The sequence below is a fragment of the Roseobacter sp. genome (genome assembly GCF_045106495.1).
In the GTDB taxonomy this organism is placed as follows: Bacteria; Pseudomonadota; Alphaproteobacteria; order Rhodobacterales; family Rhodobacteraceae; genus Roseobacter.
In genome coordinates this window covers 13028-29851 of the sequence record NZ_JBGCEQ010000062.1, presented here as the reverse complement: position 1 = coordinate 29851, position 16824 = coordinate 13028, and the positions used below count along the sequence as shown (strand labels likewise).

The 16824-nt window shown below is 55.2% G+C and carries 15 protein-coding genes; 7 read left to right on the top strand and 8 right to left on the bottom strand.

Features of this window, described 5'->3' with window-relative positions; translation table 11 throughout:
* Positions 1 to 121: 121 nt before the first annotated feature.
* Genes AB8B75_RS22125 through AB8B75_RS22110 form a run of 4 tightly spaced genes read left to right on the top strand, consistent with a single transcriptional unit; the run spans position 122 to position 4375 of the window.
* Complete coding sequence (locus AB8B75_RS22125) at positions 122 to 1735, top strand: murein L,D-transpeptidase (RefSeq protein ID WP_405365390.1); 1614 nt, start codon at positions 122 to 124, stop codon at positions 1733 to 1735.
* Between the two features lie 33 nt (positions 1736 to 1768).
* Complete coding sequence (locus tag AB8B75_RS22120) at positions 1769 to 2869, top strand: UDP-3-O-(3-hydroxymyristoyl)glucosamine N-acyltransferase (protein WP_405365388.1); 1101 nt, start codon at positions 1769 to 1771, stop codon at positions 2867 to 2869.
* 32 nt (positions 2870 to 2901) lie between these two features.
* The gene (locus tag AB8B75_RS22115) at positions 2902 to 3159 is read left to right on the top strand and encodes an acyl carrier protein (protein ID WP_405365387.1); all 258 of its coding nucleotides are present in this window, start codon (positions 2902 to 2904) and stop codon (positions 3157 to 3159) included.
* A 7-nt stretch (positions 3160 to 3166) separates the two neighbouring features.
* A complete protein-coding gene (locus AB8B75_RS22110) occupies positions 3167 to 4375 on the top strand; it encodes a beta-ketoacyl-[acyl-carrier-protein] synthase family protein (RefSeq protein ID WP_405365385.1) in 1209 nt (402 codons plus the stop codon).
* Between the two features lie 42 nt (positions 4376 to 4417).
* Here AB8B75_RS22110 and AB8B75_RS22105 read toward each other — a convergent pair whose 3' ends face one another.
* Positions 4418 to 5008, bottom strand: coding sequence for an invasion associated locus B family protein (locus AB8B75_RS22105; protein ID WP_405365383.1), 591 nt, complete (start codon positions 5006 to 5008; stop codon positions 4418 to 4420).
* A 427-nt stretch (positions 5009 to 5435) separates the two neighbouring features.
* Between AB8B75_RS22105 and AB8B75_RS22100 the strand changes: the two genes are divergently transcribed.
* On the top strand, positions 5436 to 6983 hold the full coding sequence (locus AB8B75_RS22100) for a helicase HerA-like domain-containing protein (RefSeq protein ID WP_405365381.1): 1548 nt from the start codon (positions 5436 to 5438) through the stop codon (positions 6981 to 6983).
* Positions 6984 to 7048: 65 nt separating this feature from the next.
* On the opposite strand, the gene AB8B75_RS22095 is transcribed toward AB8B75_RS22100, so the two are convergent.
* The 6 genes from AB8B75_RS22095 to AB8B75_RS22070 form a co-directional block, all read right to left on the bottom strand.
* Positions 7049 to 8353 (bottom strand): ABC transporter permease subunit, encoded by a 1305-nt coding sequence (locus AB8B75_RS22095; protein WP_405365379.1) that lies wholly within the window; start codon positions 8351 to 8353, stop codon positions 7049 to 7051.
* Positions 8350 to 9360, bottom strand: a complete 1011-nt coding sequence (locus AB8B75_RS22090; RefSeq protein WP_405365377.1) for a branched-chain amino acid ABC transporter permease — start codon at positions 9358 to 9360, stop codon at positions 8350 to 8352. The genes AB8B75_RS22095 and AB8B75_RS22090 overlap by 4 nt, the downstream gene beginning before the upstream one ends.
* Positions 9361 to 9399: 39 nt before the next feature.
* On the bottom strand, positions 9400 to 9864 hold the full coding sequence (locus AB8B75_RS22085; protein WP_405365375.1) for a hypothetical protein: 465 nt from the start codon (positions 9862 to 9864) through the stop codon (positions 9400 to 9402).
* Between the two features lie 2 nt (positions 9865 to 9866).
* Positions 9867 to 10691: an ABC transporter ATP-binding protein gene (locus AB8B75_RS22080; RefSeq protein ID WP_405365373.1), complete on the bottom strand. Its 825-nt coding sequence runs from the start codon at positions 10689 to 10691 to the stop codon at positions 9867 to 9869.
* Positions 10688 to 11470, bottom strand: a complete 783-nt coding sequence (locus AB8B75_RS22075) for an ABC transporter ATP-binding protein (protein WP_405365371.1) — start codon at positions 11468 to 11470, stop codon at positions 10688 to 10690. Before AB8B75_RS22075 ends, AB8B75_RS22080 begins: the two co-directional genes overlap by 4 nt.
* Positions 11471 to 11561: 91 nt before the next feature.
* A complete protein-coding gene (locus AB8B75_RS22070; protein ID WP_405365369.1) occupies positions 11562 to 12752 on the bottom strand; it encodes an ABC transporter substrate-binding protein in 1191 nt (396 codons plus the stop codon).
* Positions 12753 to 12916: 164 nt separating this feature from the next.
* Between AB8B75_RS22070 and AB8B75_RS22065 the strand changes: the two genes are divergently transcribed.
* A complete protein-coding gene (locus AB8B75_RS22065; protein WP_405365367.1) occupies positions 12917 to 14026 on the top strand; it encodes a PQQ-dependent sugar dehydrogenase in 1110 nt (369 codons plus the stop codon).
* On the opposite strand, the gene AB8B75_RS22060 is transcribed toward AB8B75_RS22065, so the two are convergent.
* Positions 14023 to 15027, bottom strand: coding sequence for a GlxA family transcriptional regulator (locus tag AB8B75_RS22060; protein WP_405365365.1), 1005 nt, complete (start codon positions 15025 to 15027; stop codon positions 14023 to 14025). The genes AB8B75_RS22065 and AB8B75_RS22060 overlap by 4 nt on opposite strands.
* Before the next feature lie 192 nt (positions 15028 to 15219).
* On the opposite strand from AB8B75_RS22060, the gene AB8B75_RS22055 reads away from it, so the two are divergent.
* Positions 15220 to 16590, top strand: a complete 1371-nt coding sequence (locus AB8B75_RS22055) for a class II 3-deoxy-7-phosphoheptulonate synthase (RefSeq protein ID WP_405365364.1) — start codon at positions 15220 to 15222, stop codon at positions 16588 to 16590.
* The last annotated feature ends 234 nt before the right edge of the window (positions 16591 to 16824 follow it).

Here is a 16824-nt window from a genome sequence, read left to right as displayed (position 1 = left end):
TCCAAATCGCGATGCGTGGCTGCATCATTTTCACCTTTCCTTGACGGAAAACTGAAATGTTATTGGACAGGCCTTTTTATGATGGTCACAAACAATCTAATTTTACTGCTTGGGGGTACTTATGCGATCTTTGGCATTGCGCAGCCGTCTTGGTCTCGGTGTTCTTGTCGGTGCAATTTTTGTGCTGACTTACTTAGCAATTGCAACACCTGCATATGCCCAGGGCACGGCGTTCAAGCAGTCAGTTGCCGAGGCTTCAGCACGCGACAAAGACATCGCGGCATTTTACCAAGCAAATGGATACGATAGCATTTGGACTGGAAACGGGCGGGATCGAAACCGGCGTGCCGCTTTGATCCAGGCACTCAAATCTGCTGATGATCACGGGCTGCCCGCAAGCCGTTATGACGTAGCCGCATTGCAAGCCAAGATGAAAGACGCGCGTACGCCTCGCGAACTAGGTCAAGTTGAAGTCGAGATTAGTCGTGTTTTCCTGCAATTCGCACGCGATCTTCAGACGGGAGCCTTGATTCCGAGCCGTGTTGACAAAGCGATCGTACGCAATGTGCCGTATCGAGATCGGACGTCCTACTTGGTGAACTTTGTCAAATCCTCTCCAAAGGGTTTTTTCCGCGCTTTGGCTCCCAATACTCCGGAATACACAGGCTTGATGAAAGAAAAGCTGCGGTTGGAGCGGCTTTTGGCGCGTGGTGGCTGGGGTCCTACAGTGCCTACAAATACCTTGAAGCCCGACGCGTCCGGTGCGTCAGTTGTAGCGTTGCGCGATCGCTTGGTGCGGATGGGTTTCATGAAACGCAACGCCGGACCGTCTTACGATGGAAAAATGACCGCAGCAGTCCAGGAATTCCAGCGCGTCCATGGACTGGCGCAGGATGGTGTTGCCGGGCCTGGAACGATTGCAGAAATCAACACGTCAGTTGAAAAGAGGTTGCAGTCCGTGATCGTCGCAATGGAGCGGGAACGATGGCTCAATCAAAACCGTGGGCGACGCCACGTTGAGGTCAATCTGACGGATTTTTCCGCCAAAATAATCGACAATGGCAAAGTGACCTTTGAGACGCGCTCGGTTATCGGCCACAGAGAAGAAGACCGCCAGTCACCTGAGTTCTCTGATGTTATGGAATTTATGGTAATCAACCCCAGCTGGTATGTGCCGCGTTCCATCGTCACCAAGGAATACTTGCCGGAACTTCAAAAAGATCCAAATGCGGTTAATCATATAGAGATCACCGACCGCGAAGGGCGCCAGATTGACCGGGCTGCAGTGGACTTCACGCAGTTTACTGCCAGTTCCTTCCCTTTTGCCATGCGGCAACCACCAAGCCGCGGGAATGCGCTGGGTTTGGTGAAATTCATGTTCCCCAACCCGCACAATATTTACCTGCATGACACGCCGTCGAAAAGCCTCTTTGCCCGGGAAACCCGCGCTTATAGCCACGGGTGCATTCGCTTGGCGGATCCTTTTGATTTCGCCTACGCGCTTTTGGCGAAGCAAACGAATGATCCGCAGGGGCTGTTCCAAGCCAAACTCGCGACGGGAACCGAACAACAGGTAAATCTGAAAGAACCTGTCCCAGTTCACATCATTTACAGAACCGCTTTTGTGGATGCCAAAGGTCGCGTTGAATTCCGTCGCGATATCTATGGGCGCGATGGTAAGGTTTGGAAAGCTCTGTCCAAAGCAGGGGTAGCATTGCGGGCCGTTCAAGGTTAAATCACCCCCATCAAAGCGTGGGGGCAAAGCGTCATGGCGGGGACGAACTATAGCGTCGAAGAAATTGCCGTATCGCTGGACGCGGAGGCATTCGGGGACGTGTCCCTCCGGATTGAACGTGCTTCAGAGCCCAAAGACGCCGGGCCTGATGATTTGGCAATTGCAACCAGCAAAACCTACGCAGAGGCCTTGGCGGAGGGGCAGGGCAGGGTAGCTCTCTTGTGGCAGGGGGCCGACTGGGAAGCGCTCGGTCTGAAAGCTGCCATCATTCCGCGCCGTCCTCGATATGCCATGTCAGGCTTGACCCGATTGCTGGACCCAGGCCAGGGTTTCGCAGATGGTGTTCACCCAAGCGCGGTTATTCACCGCACAGCCGAGCTTGGCGAAGGCGTGAGCATCGGTCCTCTCGCAGTTGTATCAGCGGGAGCGCGGATTGGTGCGGGCAGCATTATTGGACCGCAGTGTTTCATTGGCTCAGACGTTCGCATCGGTAGCATGGCCTACCTGCGCGAGGCTGTATCGATCGGTGCGCGCGTCACCATCGGTGATCGTTTTATTTCCCAACCGGGTGCACGCATTGGCGGCGATGGGTTTTCGTTTGCGACGCCGGATACATCGGGTGTCGAAGCGGCGCGTGCCAGTCTCGGCGACCAGAAGGACACCAAAGCCCAATCATGGCGGCGCATACACTCTCTAGGCGCGGTCACAATCGGCGATGATGTCGAATTGGGCTCTAATGTCACCATCGACTACGGCACCATCCGGGACACAAAAGTCGGCGACCGGACAAAAATCGATAATCTTGTGCACATCGGACACAATTGTGTGGTTGGCGACGATTGTCTTATTTGTGGTCAGGTGGGCATTGCTGGCTCGGTAACTGTAGGGAACAATGTCGTCCTTGGCGGTCAAGTCGGTGTCAGCGACAACATCTTCATCGGGGATGGCGTGATTGCGGGCGGCGCGAGCAAGATTTTTTCAAATGTGCCGGCCGGCCGCACAATTCTGGGCTCGCCTGCGACCAAAATGGACACCCAGATGGAAACTTATAAGGCGATGAGACGATTGCCCCGCCTGATGCGTGACGTGGCAGCGTTGAAAAATGCGGTTTTCAAAACAGAAACAAAGAACTAACCCACCTGAACAGGGAGAAAAAGGCAAGACGCATGAGCATCGATGAAAAAGTGATAGCGATCATCGCGGAACAAGCGGTCCTGGAACCGTCAGACGTCACGGCCGAAAGCACATTGGAAGATCTTGGCATTGATAGCCTGGGCTTGGTGGAAAGTATTTTCTCGATTGAAGAGGAGTTCGATATCTCTATCCCGTTTAACGCAAACGATCCGTCTGCATCGGATTTCGATATCTCGACCGTTGCCTCCATCATTGCCGGCATAAAGCGTTTGAAAGCCCAGCAGAGTTAGACCTGACATGAAACGCGTGGTCATCACTGGAGCCGGCACAATCAATGCGCTTGGTCTTGATGTGGCCTCGACGCTGGCATCGATGAAGGCGGGTATTTGCGGGATCGGCCCGCTGGCATTGCGTGACGTCGAGCGTTTGTCGATTCAAATCGGTGGCCAGGTCAAAGGGTTTGAAGCCGAAGGCCGTTACAACCGCCAGCAGATGTCACTGTATGACCGCTTCACCCAGTTTACACTTGCCGCAGCCAAGGAAGCAATTGAGCAATCCGGGTTGGTGTTCAGCGGCGAATTGGCTGCCAAGTCAGGCGTCGTTCTGGGAACAGCAGGCGGCGGTGTCAGCACTTGGGATGACAACTATCGCTCCGTGTATGAAGACGGCAAAAACCGAGTGCATCCTTTTGTGGTGCCCAAGTTGATGAACAATGCAGCCGCAAGTCACGTCAGCATGGAACATAATCTCAAAGGCCCGTCATTTACGGTGTCCACGGCCTGTGCATCATCCAACCACGCGATGGCGCAGGCCTTTAGCATGGTGCGATCTGGCATGGCACCTGCCATGGTGACGGGGGGCTCTGAATCCATGCTCTGCTTTGGCGGCGTTAAAGCCTGGGAAGGTCTGCGTGTCATGTCACGCGATGCCTGCCGTCCGTTCTCGGCCAACCGCAACGGAATGGTGCAGGGCGAGGGTGCTGGCATCTTTGTGTTCGAAGAAATGGAGCATGCCAAAGCGCGCGGAGCCGACATTCTGTGCGAAGTTGCGGGATTTGCCATGTCCTCTGATGCCAGTGACATCGTGATGCCCTCCAAGAATGGCGCGGCTCGGGCGATGTCTGGTGCGTTGCAGGATGCCCGGATCAACCGCGAAGAGGTCGGCTACATCAACGCTCATGGCACGGGAACCGCAGCCAACGACAAAACGGAATGTGCCGCCGTAGCCGATGTTTTTGGTCCGCACGCTGACAAATTGATGATCAGTTCGTCCAAATCCATGCATGGGCATTTGATCGGCGGGACCGGCGCAGTCGAGCTGTTGGCTTGCATCATGTCGTTGCGGGATGGGGTAATTGCCCCGACAATTGGCTATGAAGAGCCGGATCCGGAATGCGCCCTGGACGTCGTGCCAAATGATGCGCGAGACGCCAAAATCGACGTTGCAATTTCAAATGCGTTTGCCTTCGGGGGAATGAACGCGGTCTTGGCTTTGCGCCGTGTTTAAGCCCCGGTTTGGAGTAAAGCAGCTATCTGGCCAGGCCGACGCCTATTGTTCTATGACAGAGACCTTGTCGTAGCTGGCCGTGAATCCGCTCAGGGAAAGGTCGACATTTACCCGTTGATCCGGCGCTACAATAGGGACAATCGTCAACACGGCCTTGCCACCCTGTTTGAAGTTGTCCACATCCTCTTCGGTCAAGCCGATGCGCGCATAACATCCAACCTGATTGCAAAATGCAAAAGGGTAACGTTTGGCGACACCATCATCGATTTTTATCGTCAACTGAGCCGCCAGTGACGTTTCAAGTGGCACCACGACGGTCGCGCCGGCCCTCGCCTCACCACCTTCTGGCAATTTGAACAAGGTGAATTCGGAAATCGGTGAGCCTTGTTCGTCGTTTAGCAATTGATACATCTGACAAGGGTCGTCGCCATCCTCGGTTTTGATGCAGCGCATGTCCCAGTCGCCGAACTCTTCTTGAATATAGGGCTCGCCTACTTTTGGCGTCGCATCGCCGAGGCTCAATTCATCGGCGATCGTCGAACTGTCTGACTGCGCTGTCGCGAGTGTCGCGGCCAGTGAGATTGGCACGGCGAAGGTCAAAGTACGGGCCAAAAAAGAAGTCGCTTTGGGCATGATCGCTCCGTTTAAATTGGTTTCGTGCGGTTTAGCATGATGATCCAGATGTGTCAGGTCTGATGCGCTGAAATCAATCGCATATCCATCGTTTTTTTTGGCTTCTTGCTAAATAAGAAAAGGGATGCCTAAAGCATCCCTTCCCAAATCGTTTCTCCCCGTCGGACTGGCCGACTTATTGACGGAACGTTACGAAACGACACAAAGGGCGTCAACAAAAAACTCCAATAAAATCCGAAAACAAGCGCCTGTTTCTCATCAATTTGCAAAAAAAAGGCCGTACCGATAATCGGCACGGCCAGTCTGACAGGGAGGATGTCCGAACCAGGAAGGACATAACAACCGGCTCGAACAATTTCACTATGGCCCTTAAAGGTTAAAAACGTATGCTCGATTTCAGAAAATGTGAATGTAGGAGAGTAGGGGCATGACGTCGGATATTTTGATCGGTGGCGGTGGTGAAGACTACGGAACACAGCAACATCTCAATCTTGGATATGCCAACCGGCATGGCCTGATCGCCGGAGCGACCGGAACCGGAAAAACAGTCACTTTGCAAATCCTTGCCGAAGGGTTTGCAAAAGCCGGCGTGCCGGTGTTTCTCTCTGATGTAAAAGGAGATTTGTCGGGCCTCGCGAAACCAGGCTCCGACACGCATAAACTACATGGCGCCTTCATGGAGAGGGTTGAAAAAATCGGGTTTTCCGATTTCACCTATCAGGCTTTTCCTGTCACCTTCTGGGACTTGTTTGGCGAGCAAGGGCATCCTGTCCGCACAACGGTTTCTGAAATGGGGCCGCTGCTGTTGGCGCGACTTTTAGTGCTGACCGAAGCGCAGGAAGGGATTTTGAACATTGCGTTTCGACTAGCGGACGAAGAAGGCTTGCCACTATTGGATCTGAAAGATCTACAAGCCTTGCTGGTCTGGATCGGGGAGCATGCCAAGAAGTTGTCCCTGCGTTACGGTAATGTGTCCAACGCCTCCATTGGTGCGATCCAACGCCGCCTTCTCGTATTGGAAAATCAGGGCGGCACCAAGCTTTTTGGAGAACCGGCATTGGCCTTGTCGGATTTGATGCGGACCAATGCTGATGGGCTTGGGGAGATCAACATTCTGGCCGCAGACAAACTGATGGGCGCGCCGGGGCTCTATGCGACTTTTCTGTTATGGCTCTTGTCTGAACTCTTTGAGGAATTGCCCGAAGTGGGCGATCCGGAAAAGCCCAAGCTGGTTTTCTTTTTTGACGAAGCGCATTTGTTGTTTGACGATGCACCCAAGGCACTGGTGGATAAGGTGGAACAGGTTGCGCGGCTGATCCGTTCCAAAGGGGTTGGGGTTTACTTTATTTCCCAAAACCCGGCAGATGTGCCTGACGATATCCTTGGCCAACTGGGTAACCGGATCCAGCATGCGCTGCGTGCCTTTACCGCAAAGGACCGCAAGGAACTGCGCATGGCGGCGGAGACATACCGCGAAAACCCGACCTTTGATACGGAGGCGGCCATTCGGGAAGTGGGCGTGGGCGAGGCGGTGACCTCGATGCTGCAACGCAAGGGGGTGCCCGGCATCGTGGAACGTACATTGATCCGCCCGCCCTCATCTCATCTCGGTCCGATCACCAAAAAGGAACGTGCAGCTTTCATGCAGGCGTCTGACATGGCCGGAAAATATGACAAGGCCGTGGATCGCAATTCTGCCTTTGAAATCCTGAAAACCCGCGCGGAGGCTGCAGCGCAAGAGGCGGCTCAGGCTGAAGAGCAGGCTGAGGAAGGCTCGCCCCAGCTTCGCGAGTTCAATGCAGCGCGGCGCTATACGGGGCAACGAGTGGCGCGTTCCACATCCCGGAGCGGAAAGACCCGGCAGACCCAAAGCATTGGCGGCGCCGTTGCGACGGCCGTGATCAAGGAATTGCAAGGGACAACAGGTCGCCGCCTTGTGCGCGGCATATTGGGCGGGTTGTTCAAGGGGCGCTGACCTTTGGGCGCGGCGCGGACAAACTGGCGCAACCTTTCAAGGCACGTGCCGAGCCTAACGCAGGGTCATTTTTCAGGGATCAATCCGCGCGGACTGAACCGCAAAACCAACAGCAGCAAGACACCAATGGTCAAAAGACGCATGTGTGCTGCGGATTCAATCAAATGTGCTTTGACGGCGCTGCCGTCGGGAAGGCCCGCCGTGATCCCTTGCATCACCCAAAGACCAATGGATTCGCCCTGATCCCACATCAGGTAAATCAGCATGCCCCCCAAAACCGCACCAAGATTGTTACCTGAGCCGCCCACAATCACCATGACCCAAATGAGGAATGTAAACCGCAGCGGCTGGTAGGTGCCTGGCGTCAACTGACCGTCCAGAGTGGTCAGCATGGCACCAGCGATACCGCATATTGCAGAACCCAGAATGAAGACCTGCAAATGCCGCGCGGTCACGTCTTTGCCCATGGCTTCGGCGGCAACTTCATTGTCCCGGATCGCCCGCATCATCCGGCCCCATGGCGAGTTCAGCGCCATTTGAGCCATCCACAGCAGCAGTACCAGAACAAAGGCAAATAGCCCGCAATAGAGCAGTTTGACGTAAATGGTCGAGGCGGTGACCGCATCAAAACCAAAGCCTGCCGCGCGCTCAACGAAAGCCGCATTGTTTTGCAGATCGATTTCGTAAGGAACGGGTCGTGGCACGCCGACGACGTTCTTGACACCACGCGACAGCCAGTCTTCGTTTTTGAGCAAGGCTATGATGATTTCGGCAATCCCCAACGTGGCAATCGCTAGATAATCCGATCGCAGGCCCAAGGCCGTTTTGCCAATGATCCAGGCCGCGCCGGCCGCGAACAAACCACCCACCGGCCAGGCGATGATGACCGGGAGGCCAAGCCCGCCGAGATATCCCGTCAGTGCCGGTTCAATGGCTTCTACCGCGTCAACCGACGGGTCGTAAATCGCGCGATAGACCAGAAACCCCACCACAAGAATAGCCAAAACCACAAGGTTGCGTGTCCAACCCCGTGTCATACGACCAGCCACAAATATCGCCAACCCGATTGTCAATGCCCCCAGTATGAGCGCTGCCAAAATGCCAAAGCCGCCTGCTTGCCATGCGCCGGGTGTAGCGGGCATGCCGACTAAAACCGCGGCTAGCCCACCCAGGGCGACGAAACCCATGATGCCGACGTTAAAGAGACCAGCAAAGCCCCATTGCAGATTCACACCGAGGGCCATGATCGCGGAAATCAGCCCCATGTTGAGAACAAAAAGAGCCGCGTTCCAGCCCTGAAACATTGCAATGGTCGGGATCATCGCAAATACGCAGGCAAAGAGTATTGTGTTTTTCGTTGCCGCGTTCATACTGATTTCCCCTGAAACAGACCGGTGGGTTTGACCAGCAATACGATCAACAAAATCACAAAGCTGACTGCGAGCTTGTAATCTGTGGACATCAATTGGACCAAACTGCCCGGGGCGAGGCTATCGGGCAGTACATACGTGGCCACTTTTTTCCAGGCGTAGGTCACGGTGACTTCGGAGAATGCGATCACGAAACCACCCGCAATCGCGCCAAGTGGATTGCCCAATCCACCAACAATCGCACTGGCGAAAATCGGCAGCAGCAGCTGGAAATAGGTGAAGGGTTTGAATGATTTGTCGAGCCCGTAGAGTACGCCCGCGATGGTCGCGAGGCCAGCCACGATCAGCCAGGTGATCATCACCACGCGCTCGGGATTGATGCCGGAAAGCAGCGCGAGGTCTTCGTTATCGGAATAGGCGCGCATGGATTTGCCGGTGCGGGTGCGGTTGAGAAACCAAAAGAGTATGGCGACCACGATCACGGCAGTGACAATCGTGATGCCTTGGGTGGTTTTGAACGCCAGCCCTTCTTGCAACCCGGTCATTTCCTTAAAGGTCCGGGCGGAAATGATAAAGCGCTCGCCATCCAGAAACCTCTGATCATCCGGCCCGATGATAAATCGCACCAATCCGTTGAGGATGAAAGTTACGCCCAAGGAGACGATTACGAAGATCACCGGCTTGGCTTTCTGGGTACGGTAGAACCTGTAGACGATCCGGTCGGTCGCCAGCACGAGCCCCATGCAGCCGAGAATGCCAAAGGGCAGGGCGAGCAGGGCGGTTGGCAGGGGGCCGAGGCTGATCCCCCAGCTTTGGAAAAGCCATGTCACGAGGACGGTGACCATCGCCCCAAAGGCCATGGTGTCGCCATGTGCGAAATTCGAAAAGCGCAGGATGCCGTAAATCAGTGTGACACCCAGCGCCCCAAGCGCCAGTTGCGCGCCATAAGAGGCCGCCGGGATGATCACGAAGTTGGAGAGCGCCACGATCGCGTTGAGAAAGTCCAAGTCAGGTTCCTTAGCATCACATAAAGAAGTTCGTCCGGGCTATACTGCGTTGCACGCGCCCTCATAAGTCACGTGGGAGCCTCCCCCCGTCCAAAAAGACACCAGAACTTGCCCGTCTGGAAATTTGGTCAAAAGGCTCACGTTTGGTCCGCCGCGCGTTGGATCCGGGCGCCAAGATCTGACCACCCATCGCGTGTCGGGCTGTCTCTCACCAATGCCCACAGCATTGCCGCCCTGTGCGCTATAACCGAACCGATTAGGCTCGTTAGGTCGCGACGTGCGCGTAAGCACAAAGGGAGAGACGCGATTTACCTCAATCGTTGATTGAGGGCGGCCGCCGGTCGTGACGATATCGTCGAGGAGTTCGCAACGGTGGGTTTCGTGAGTGATCACACCAACCTGCTCAGGTCCGGCATCCACATCGCCTTGGTCGTTCGTAGTCGCACAAGAGGCCACTCCCACGGTGAGTGCAATGTGACCAACACTTTTCAGTATTCCCCTCATTTTCATCCTCCTAGAAACGATTTGCGCACTTCAGGATCGTTCAACAATTCCTGCCCTGTTCCGGTGAATGCGTTGCGTCCTTGCACCAACACATAGCCCTTGTCTGCTATCTCCAGCGCTTGTCGGGCGTTCTGCTCCACCATCAGGATGGGGATGCCCGTGCGGGCCACCTCGATGATGCGGTCAAAGAGTTCGTCCATCACAATCGGCGACACGCCCGCGGTGGGTTCATCCAGCATCAGCACCTTGGGCTGGGTCATCAACGCACGCCCTACGGCGACCTGTTGACGTTGGCCGCCGGAGAGCTCCCCGGCTGCCTGATTGCGTTTTTCCTTCAAAATGGGGAAAAGGTCGTAGATTTGCGTCATGGTGCCCGAAATATCATCCGTGCGAATGAAAGCACCCATCTCGAGATTTTCCTCGACTGTCATCGAGGTGAAAATATTCGAGGTTTGCGGTACGAACCCCATCCCTTTGGCCACACGGTCCTGCGGGGAGAGCTGTGTGATATCCTCGCCATCCAGCTTTACATGGCCGGCGCGCAAGTTCAGCATGCCGAACACTGCCTTCATACCGGTCGATTTACCTGCACCATTGGGCCCGACAATCACTGCGATCTCGCCGCGATCCACCGCGATGGTGCAGTCGTGCAGGATGTCGGGGCCCGCACCATAACCGCCGGTCATCGTCTCGCCGATCAAAAAGGGGCCACCCGCAGCAGGATAAGCCTGGCCGCCCTGTTTCACCGGCGTGGTGGTCCCCATGCCCTTGGCGTTCCCCAGCGAGAGGTCCTTGTTGCCACGGTCGCTGTAGGGGTCGCTGCTCATGCGCCCACTTTCTCTTTGTTTTTCAAGCCGGTTCCAAGGTAGGCTTCGATCACTTGCTCATTCGCTTTGATCTCATCCAAGGTGCCCTGCGCCAGAACCTTACCCTCGGCCATGCAGATCACCGGATTGCAGAGACGGCCGATGAAATCCATATCGTGCTCAATGACGACAAAAGTGTAGCCGCGTTCCTTGTTTAACCGGATGATCGCATCTCCGATGGTGTTGAGCAGCGTGCGGTTCACGCCAGCGCCGACCTCATCGAGGAACACGATCCTTGCGTCGACCATCATCGTGCGGCCAAGCTCCAGCAGTTTTTTCTGTCCACCCGAGATTTGCCCCGCTTTTTGCTCGGCTAGGTGTTCGACAGTCAGAAACTCCAATACTTCGTCGGCCTTGGCCCGGAGAGCGCGCTCTTCATCTGCAATTCGCTTGCGACCGAACCAGGTGTTCCAGAGCGTCTCACCCGATTGCGCGCCCGGCACCATCATCAGGTTTTCGCGGCATGTCATGGATGAAAACTCATGCGCAATCTGAAACGTCCGCAACAGACCTTTATGGAAAAGCGTGTGTGGCGGCAGGCCCGTGATGTCTTCACCAGCCATATGCACGGATCCAGATGTTGGTTCAAGAACGCCTGCGATTACGTTGAAAAGAGTAGTTTTTCCTGCGCCGTTGGGGCCGATCAATCCGGTAATTGATCCTGGGATGATATCCAGCGTCGCGCCATCTACGGCGTGAAAACCGCCGAAGTGCTTATGTATGTCGTCTACGACGATCATATCTTATCCCCGTGAGCACGGTTTTGCGTGCTCTGTATCATTGGAACAGCCCAACCCGTGCCGTCGGGCTGTTCGGCGTTTTCGGCTCAGTTTACTTGAACCCTATCGTCTCGTTCTTGCCGTCCTTGACTTCAATCATACGGTACGTGCCCGCCGACTCGCCGGGGCCAATCAACTCAACAGCTGATGCGCCGACGTAGTCGACATCACCGCCTTCGCGGAGAATATCGAGCGCCTTGCCCAGTTCACCAGGATAGATCTTTTCACCGGGGGCATTGGCAACCTCAAGGATCTTGGAACCGTAGTCGGCCGGATCGGTGCTGTCTGCAGCTTGCATCGCCAACATGAAGAGTGCTGCGGCGTCATAGCTTTCGGGTGTGTACGGCGAGGTTGCATCATAGGCGTCACCAGCCAAAGCCGTCAGCTTTTCTATGCCTTCACCACCAGAACCTGCGATCTGACCGTAAGAGCCGTCCAAGGCTGAGCCGACGTTTGCCGGCAAGCTGTCACCGATCATGCCGCCCGGCAGACCGAATGTCTCAAACGCACCGGTATCGAGGGCGGCATTGATGATGCCCAAACCACCTTGGTCCAGATAGCCAGCGACCACCAGCAAGTCCCCTCCTGCAGACGCCAGAGCGCCCATTTCCGCAGAATAGTCCGCCTTTCCGTCCTCGTGAGCCGCGACAATTGTGACCTCGCCTCCAATGGATTTGAAGTTGGTCTCAATCGCGTCGGCGAGACCTTTGCCATAGTCATTATTGGTGTAAGTCAGTGCGATGGATTTGACGCCACGCTCTTGCAGGATTTCTGCCATGACTTGACCTTCACGCGCATCGGAAGGCGCGGTGCGGAAGAAGAGATCATTGTCTTCCACCGTGCTCAGACCTGGCGACGTTGCGGAGGGTGAAATCATCACCATGCCATTCGGGATTGCGACATTCTGCAAGATCGCGCCGGTCACGCCGGAACAGTCGCCGCCGATCAGACCGTTTATGCCATCGGCGATCAGGCGTTCACCGTTTGAAGTGGACAGTCCATTGTCAATGCAACCGGTATCCGCGCGGATCGGCGTCACCGTGGCGCCATCGAGCAATTTGCCGCTTTCGGTTACTTCGGTCATCGCCATTTCGGCGCCCGCGGCCATTGGCCCGGTCAACGATTCAATCGGGCCCGTGAAGCCGATCAGAATGCCGAGTTTCACTTCTTTTGCATGGCCGTCCGCCAGAGCAGAAGTGGCCACCAGAGCTGCGGCCGTAGAGGCCAAAAGCAACTTTTTCATTGTTTTCTCCCATTTTGGAACATGACGTTCGCGGATTAGGTTAGGCGTGCTCTCCCTAAAAGAAAAGTGCTTTTAAGACGGCTCACAATACGGCGAGATTGCCTTGCGAAAAGCCGCCACCACTATAAGTTTCATGTAAGAAACCGTTAGAGAGGAAAATGCCGATGAGACTGCACCGGAACTGGAAATACCTGTCAGTCGTAGTCTTTTTGGGCACATTCAGCACACTCTCTGCGCAGGAACCTCCTGATGTTGCGATCACGCCGATCATTTCCGGTCTGGACACACCTTGGGGGCTTGCGCTGTTGCCGGATGGCGGAGCGCTGATAACAGAACGCGACGGAGAACTCTTGTATTGGGCCGAAGGGCAGACCCATAAGGTTGCAGGTGTACCTCGTGTACTTGCGGATGGGCAGGGTGGTTTGCTGGATGTGACTCTGGCGCGTGACTTTGCGCAAACGCGCGACGTGTTTCTTACCTACTCAAAACCCATGGACGGCGGTTCCGGGACTGCGCTGGCAACTGGGCGGCTTTCGGCAGACGGGCGCCGACTGGAAAACCTGCGGGATCTGTTCCAGATGAAAAGAGGGGCATCTTCGGGGCAGCATTTCGGCAGCCGTGTCGTGGAAGCGGATGATGGGACATTGTTTGTGACAATCGGAGACCGCGGCAACAGAAAGGCGGCACAAAATCCTGGGCGTCACAATGGATCGATTATTCGGATCAACCGGGATGGGTCGGTTCCATCGGATAACCCTTTTGTTGATCAGCCGAAAGTACAACCTGAAACCTGGTCATTCGGGCACCGCAATCCACAAGGGGCGAACCTTGATGCAAACGGTCAGTTATGGACCGCAGAACATGGCGCGCGCGGGGGTGACGAAGTAAACCGGATCAAGAAAGGTGCGAATTTTGGCTGGCCCGTTATCTCTTATGGGCGGCACTACTCGGGCCTGAAGATCGGGGAAGGTACGGAAAAAGCCGGCATGGAACAGCCTGCGCACTACTGGGACCCGTCGATCGCGCCCTCGGGGTTGATCGTCTACCAAGGCGACATGTTTCCCGATTGGCGCGGCGATATCTTTGTCGGATCGTTGAAATTCGACTATATTTCACGTTTGGATGTGACCAGTGACAAAGCACAGGAAGTTCAGAAGATCGAGAGCGATGAAACCCAGCGGGTGCGGGACCTTGTCGAGGCCACAGATGGCAGTATCTGGTTCATTTCGGAAGGCAATGGCATCGTCTACCGGATGGCGAAAGCGGGCAGCTAAACAGAGAGCCGCGTGGCATGACTGCCCCGTTCCCGGTAGGGTGTGGTGTCGTAGTGTGAGCGGTAGCATTTGGAAAAGTGGCTGGGCGAGGCAAACCCGCAAGCCAGTGCGACATTGATCACGCTCATGTCTGTCTGCATCAACAGATTGCGCGCCTTTTGCAGGCGCAGTTCCATATAATAGCGCTTTGGTGACCGGTTGAGGTAACGTCGGAACAGTCGTTCCAACTGCCGCGTGCTCATGCCAACGTTTTTGGCTAGAATAGAGGGACTGATAGGTTCTTCGATGTTGCTTTCCATCATTTGGATAACCTTGCTCAGCTTGGGATGGCGGACGCCGATGCGTGTTGGCACAGACAAACGTTGGGTATCCTGATCGGTTCGGATGGAAGAGTAGATCAGTTGATCCGCCACAAGGTTCGCTAGTTCTTCACCTTGGTCATTCGCGATCAGTTTGAGCATCAGATCAATTGATGATGTGCCCCCGGCCGTCGTGACGCGATTGCCATCTATTACAAAGACGGATTTGGTCAAATCCACCTCTTGAAATTCTTCCGAAAAACTGTCCTGATTTTCCCAATGGATGGTCGCGCGTTTGCCATCCAACAGTCCCGCCCTGGCCAAGGCATAGCCAGCGGTACACAAGCCGCCCAACATCAAGCCTTTGCGTGCTTCGCGGCGCACCCATCCCAACAGACGTTTTGTTGTGGCGTCTTGTATGTTGATGCCGCCGCAGATCAGGACAACGTCATCGCGGGTCAAATCCTCGAGATCACCATCCAGCTTGAAGCCGCTCCCTGATGAACAGTGAATAATATCGCCGCCTTCGCCAATGATGCGCCAGTCGTAGACCTTTCTATTGGCCATGCGATTCGCAATCCGCAAGCTTTCGATGGCTGCGGCGAAACTGAGAAGACTAAAGGCTTCTAGCAAAACAAAAACAAATCGTTTTGGCTTGTCCTCGGGCGGATGGGTCCGCAGTGCTGGTTTTTGCTGGGACATCGTCGTCTCTTGATCTCGTCATGGCAGGCTCGAATCTGAATAAATACATGCCCGGTGATTCACTTGGTCACGCCCCGAAAGCGACGTCAAGAGGACGAATTTGTGATATGGTCACTCGTCGCAGGCTTTTGTATAGAGAGCGCTGAGATGTGAGCGCTCGCAGCCATACGAGCACAACCGGGAGTGTAAAAGATGAGTGAATGGACAAAATCAAGCTGGCGCACCAAACCGCGCATTCAGATGCCGGATTATCCGGATCAGGCCGCTTTGCAAGCGGTGGAAGCACAGCTCGCACGATTCCCATTGCTTGTTTTTGCCGGTGAAGCACGTCGGCTGAAAAAGCACCTTGGCGCTGCCGGTCGGGGTGAGGCATTCCTGCTGCAAGGCGGTGATTGTGCAGAGAGCTTTGACCAGTTCAGCTCGGATGCGATCCGTGACACCTTCAAGATCATGTTGCAAATGGCGATTGTACTGACCCACGGCGCGAAAGTGCCGGTCATCAAAGTCGGTCGCATGGCTGGACAATTTGCCAAGCCGCGCTCGGCGCCAACCGAAACGGTGAATGGTGTCGAATTGCCGAGCTACAGGGGTGATATCATTAATGAGCTGGATTTCACGTCCAAGGCGCGCATTCCTGATCCCGAAAAAATGCTGCGGGCCTACACACAAGCGGCCGCAACGCTGAACCTGATCCGGGCGTTTTCGACGGGCGGCTACGCGGATGTACATCAAGTTCACGCCTGGACCCTTGGGTTTACCGAGGCTGAAAAAGTCGAGCGCTACCGTGAGATTGCCAACCGCATTTCCGATACTTTGGATTTCATGTCGGCCGCCGGGGTAACGCCGGATACAGCACATACGTTGCAAACCGTTGAGTTTTACACCAGCCATGAATCCTTGCTTTTGGAGTACGAAGAGGCGCTGACCCGTGTTGACAGCACCACGGGCAAATGGCTTGCAGGTTCCGGTCACATGATCTGGATCGGGGATCGCACACGTCAGCCGGAGGGTGCACATGTAGAATTTGCCAGTGGCGTCCAAAACCCGATTGGAATGAAAGCCGGGCCTTCCATGACATCGGAAGACCTCAAAGTGCTGATGGCCAAGTTAAACCCTGAAAACGAAGAAGGCCGTCTGACACTCATCGCGCGATTTGGAGCAGGATCTGTGGGCGAACATCTGCCACGCTTGATCAAGACTGTGCGTGAAGAAGGCGCAAATGTTACCTGGGTGTGCGACGCCATGCACGGCAATACAATCAAATCGTCCTCGGGCTACAAGACGCGGCCTTTCGAATCTGTATTGCGGGAAGTGCGTGAGTTCTTTGCGGTCCATGCCGCGGAGGGGAGCGTGCCGGGTGGTGTTCATTTTGAGATGACCGGGCAAGACGTAACCGAGTGCACCGGGGGTGTACGCGCCGTCAGCGATGAAGACCTGTCAGACCGTTATCATACAGCCTGCGATCCGCGCCTGAATGCAAGTCAGTCGTTGGAGTTGGCATTTCTTGTCGCAGATGAGTTGTCCAACCGTCGGGCCGCACATCAAAAGCAAGCCGCTGGCTAATTTCGCCTAGACTTTGAAAGAGCCCCGGCAATCTGTGCTTGGGGCTCTTTTTCGTAAGTCAGCGAGCCAATGGCGGGATCATCCTTCGATCGTAATCTAAAGGTTAGCCAGTCAATCCGCTATTGTGCATGATCCCCCCTTCTTCGGAGAGTGAACGTCAAAAGATTGCGGTTCTGTAGCTGCAAAACCGAAAAAAAAACCGCCCGCACATTCTGTGCGAGCGGCCTTCCTGAT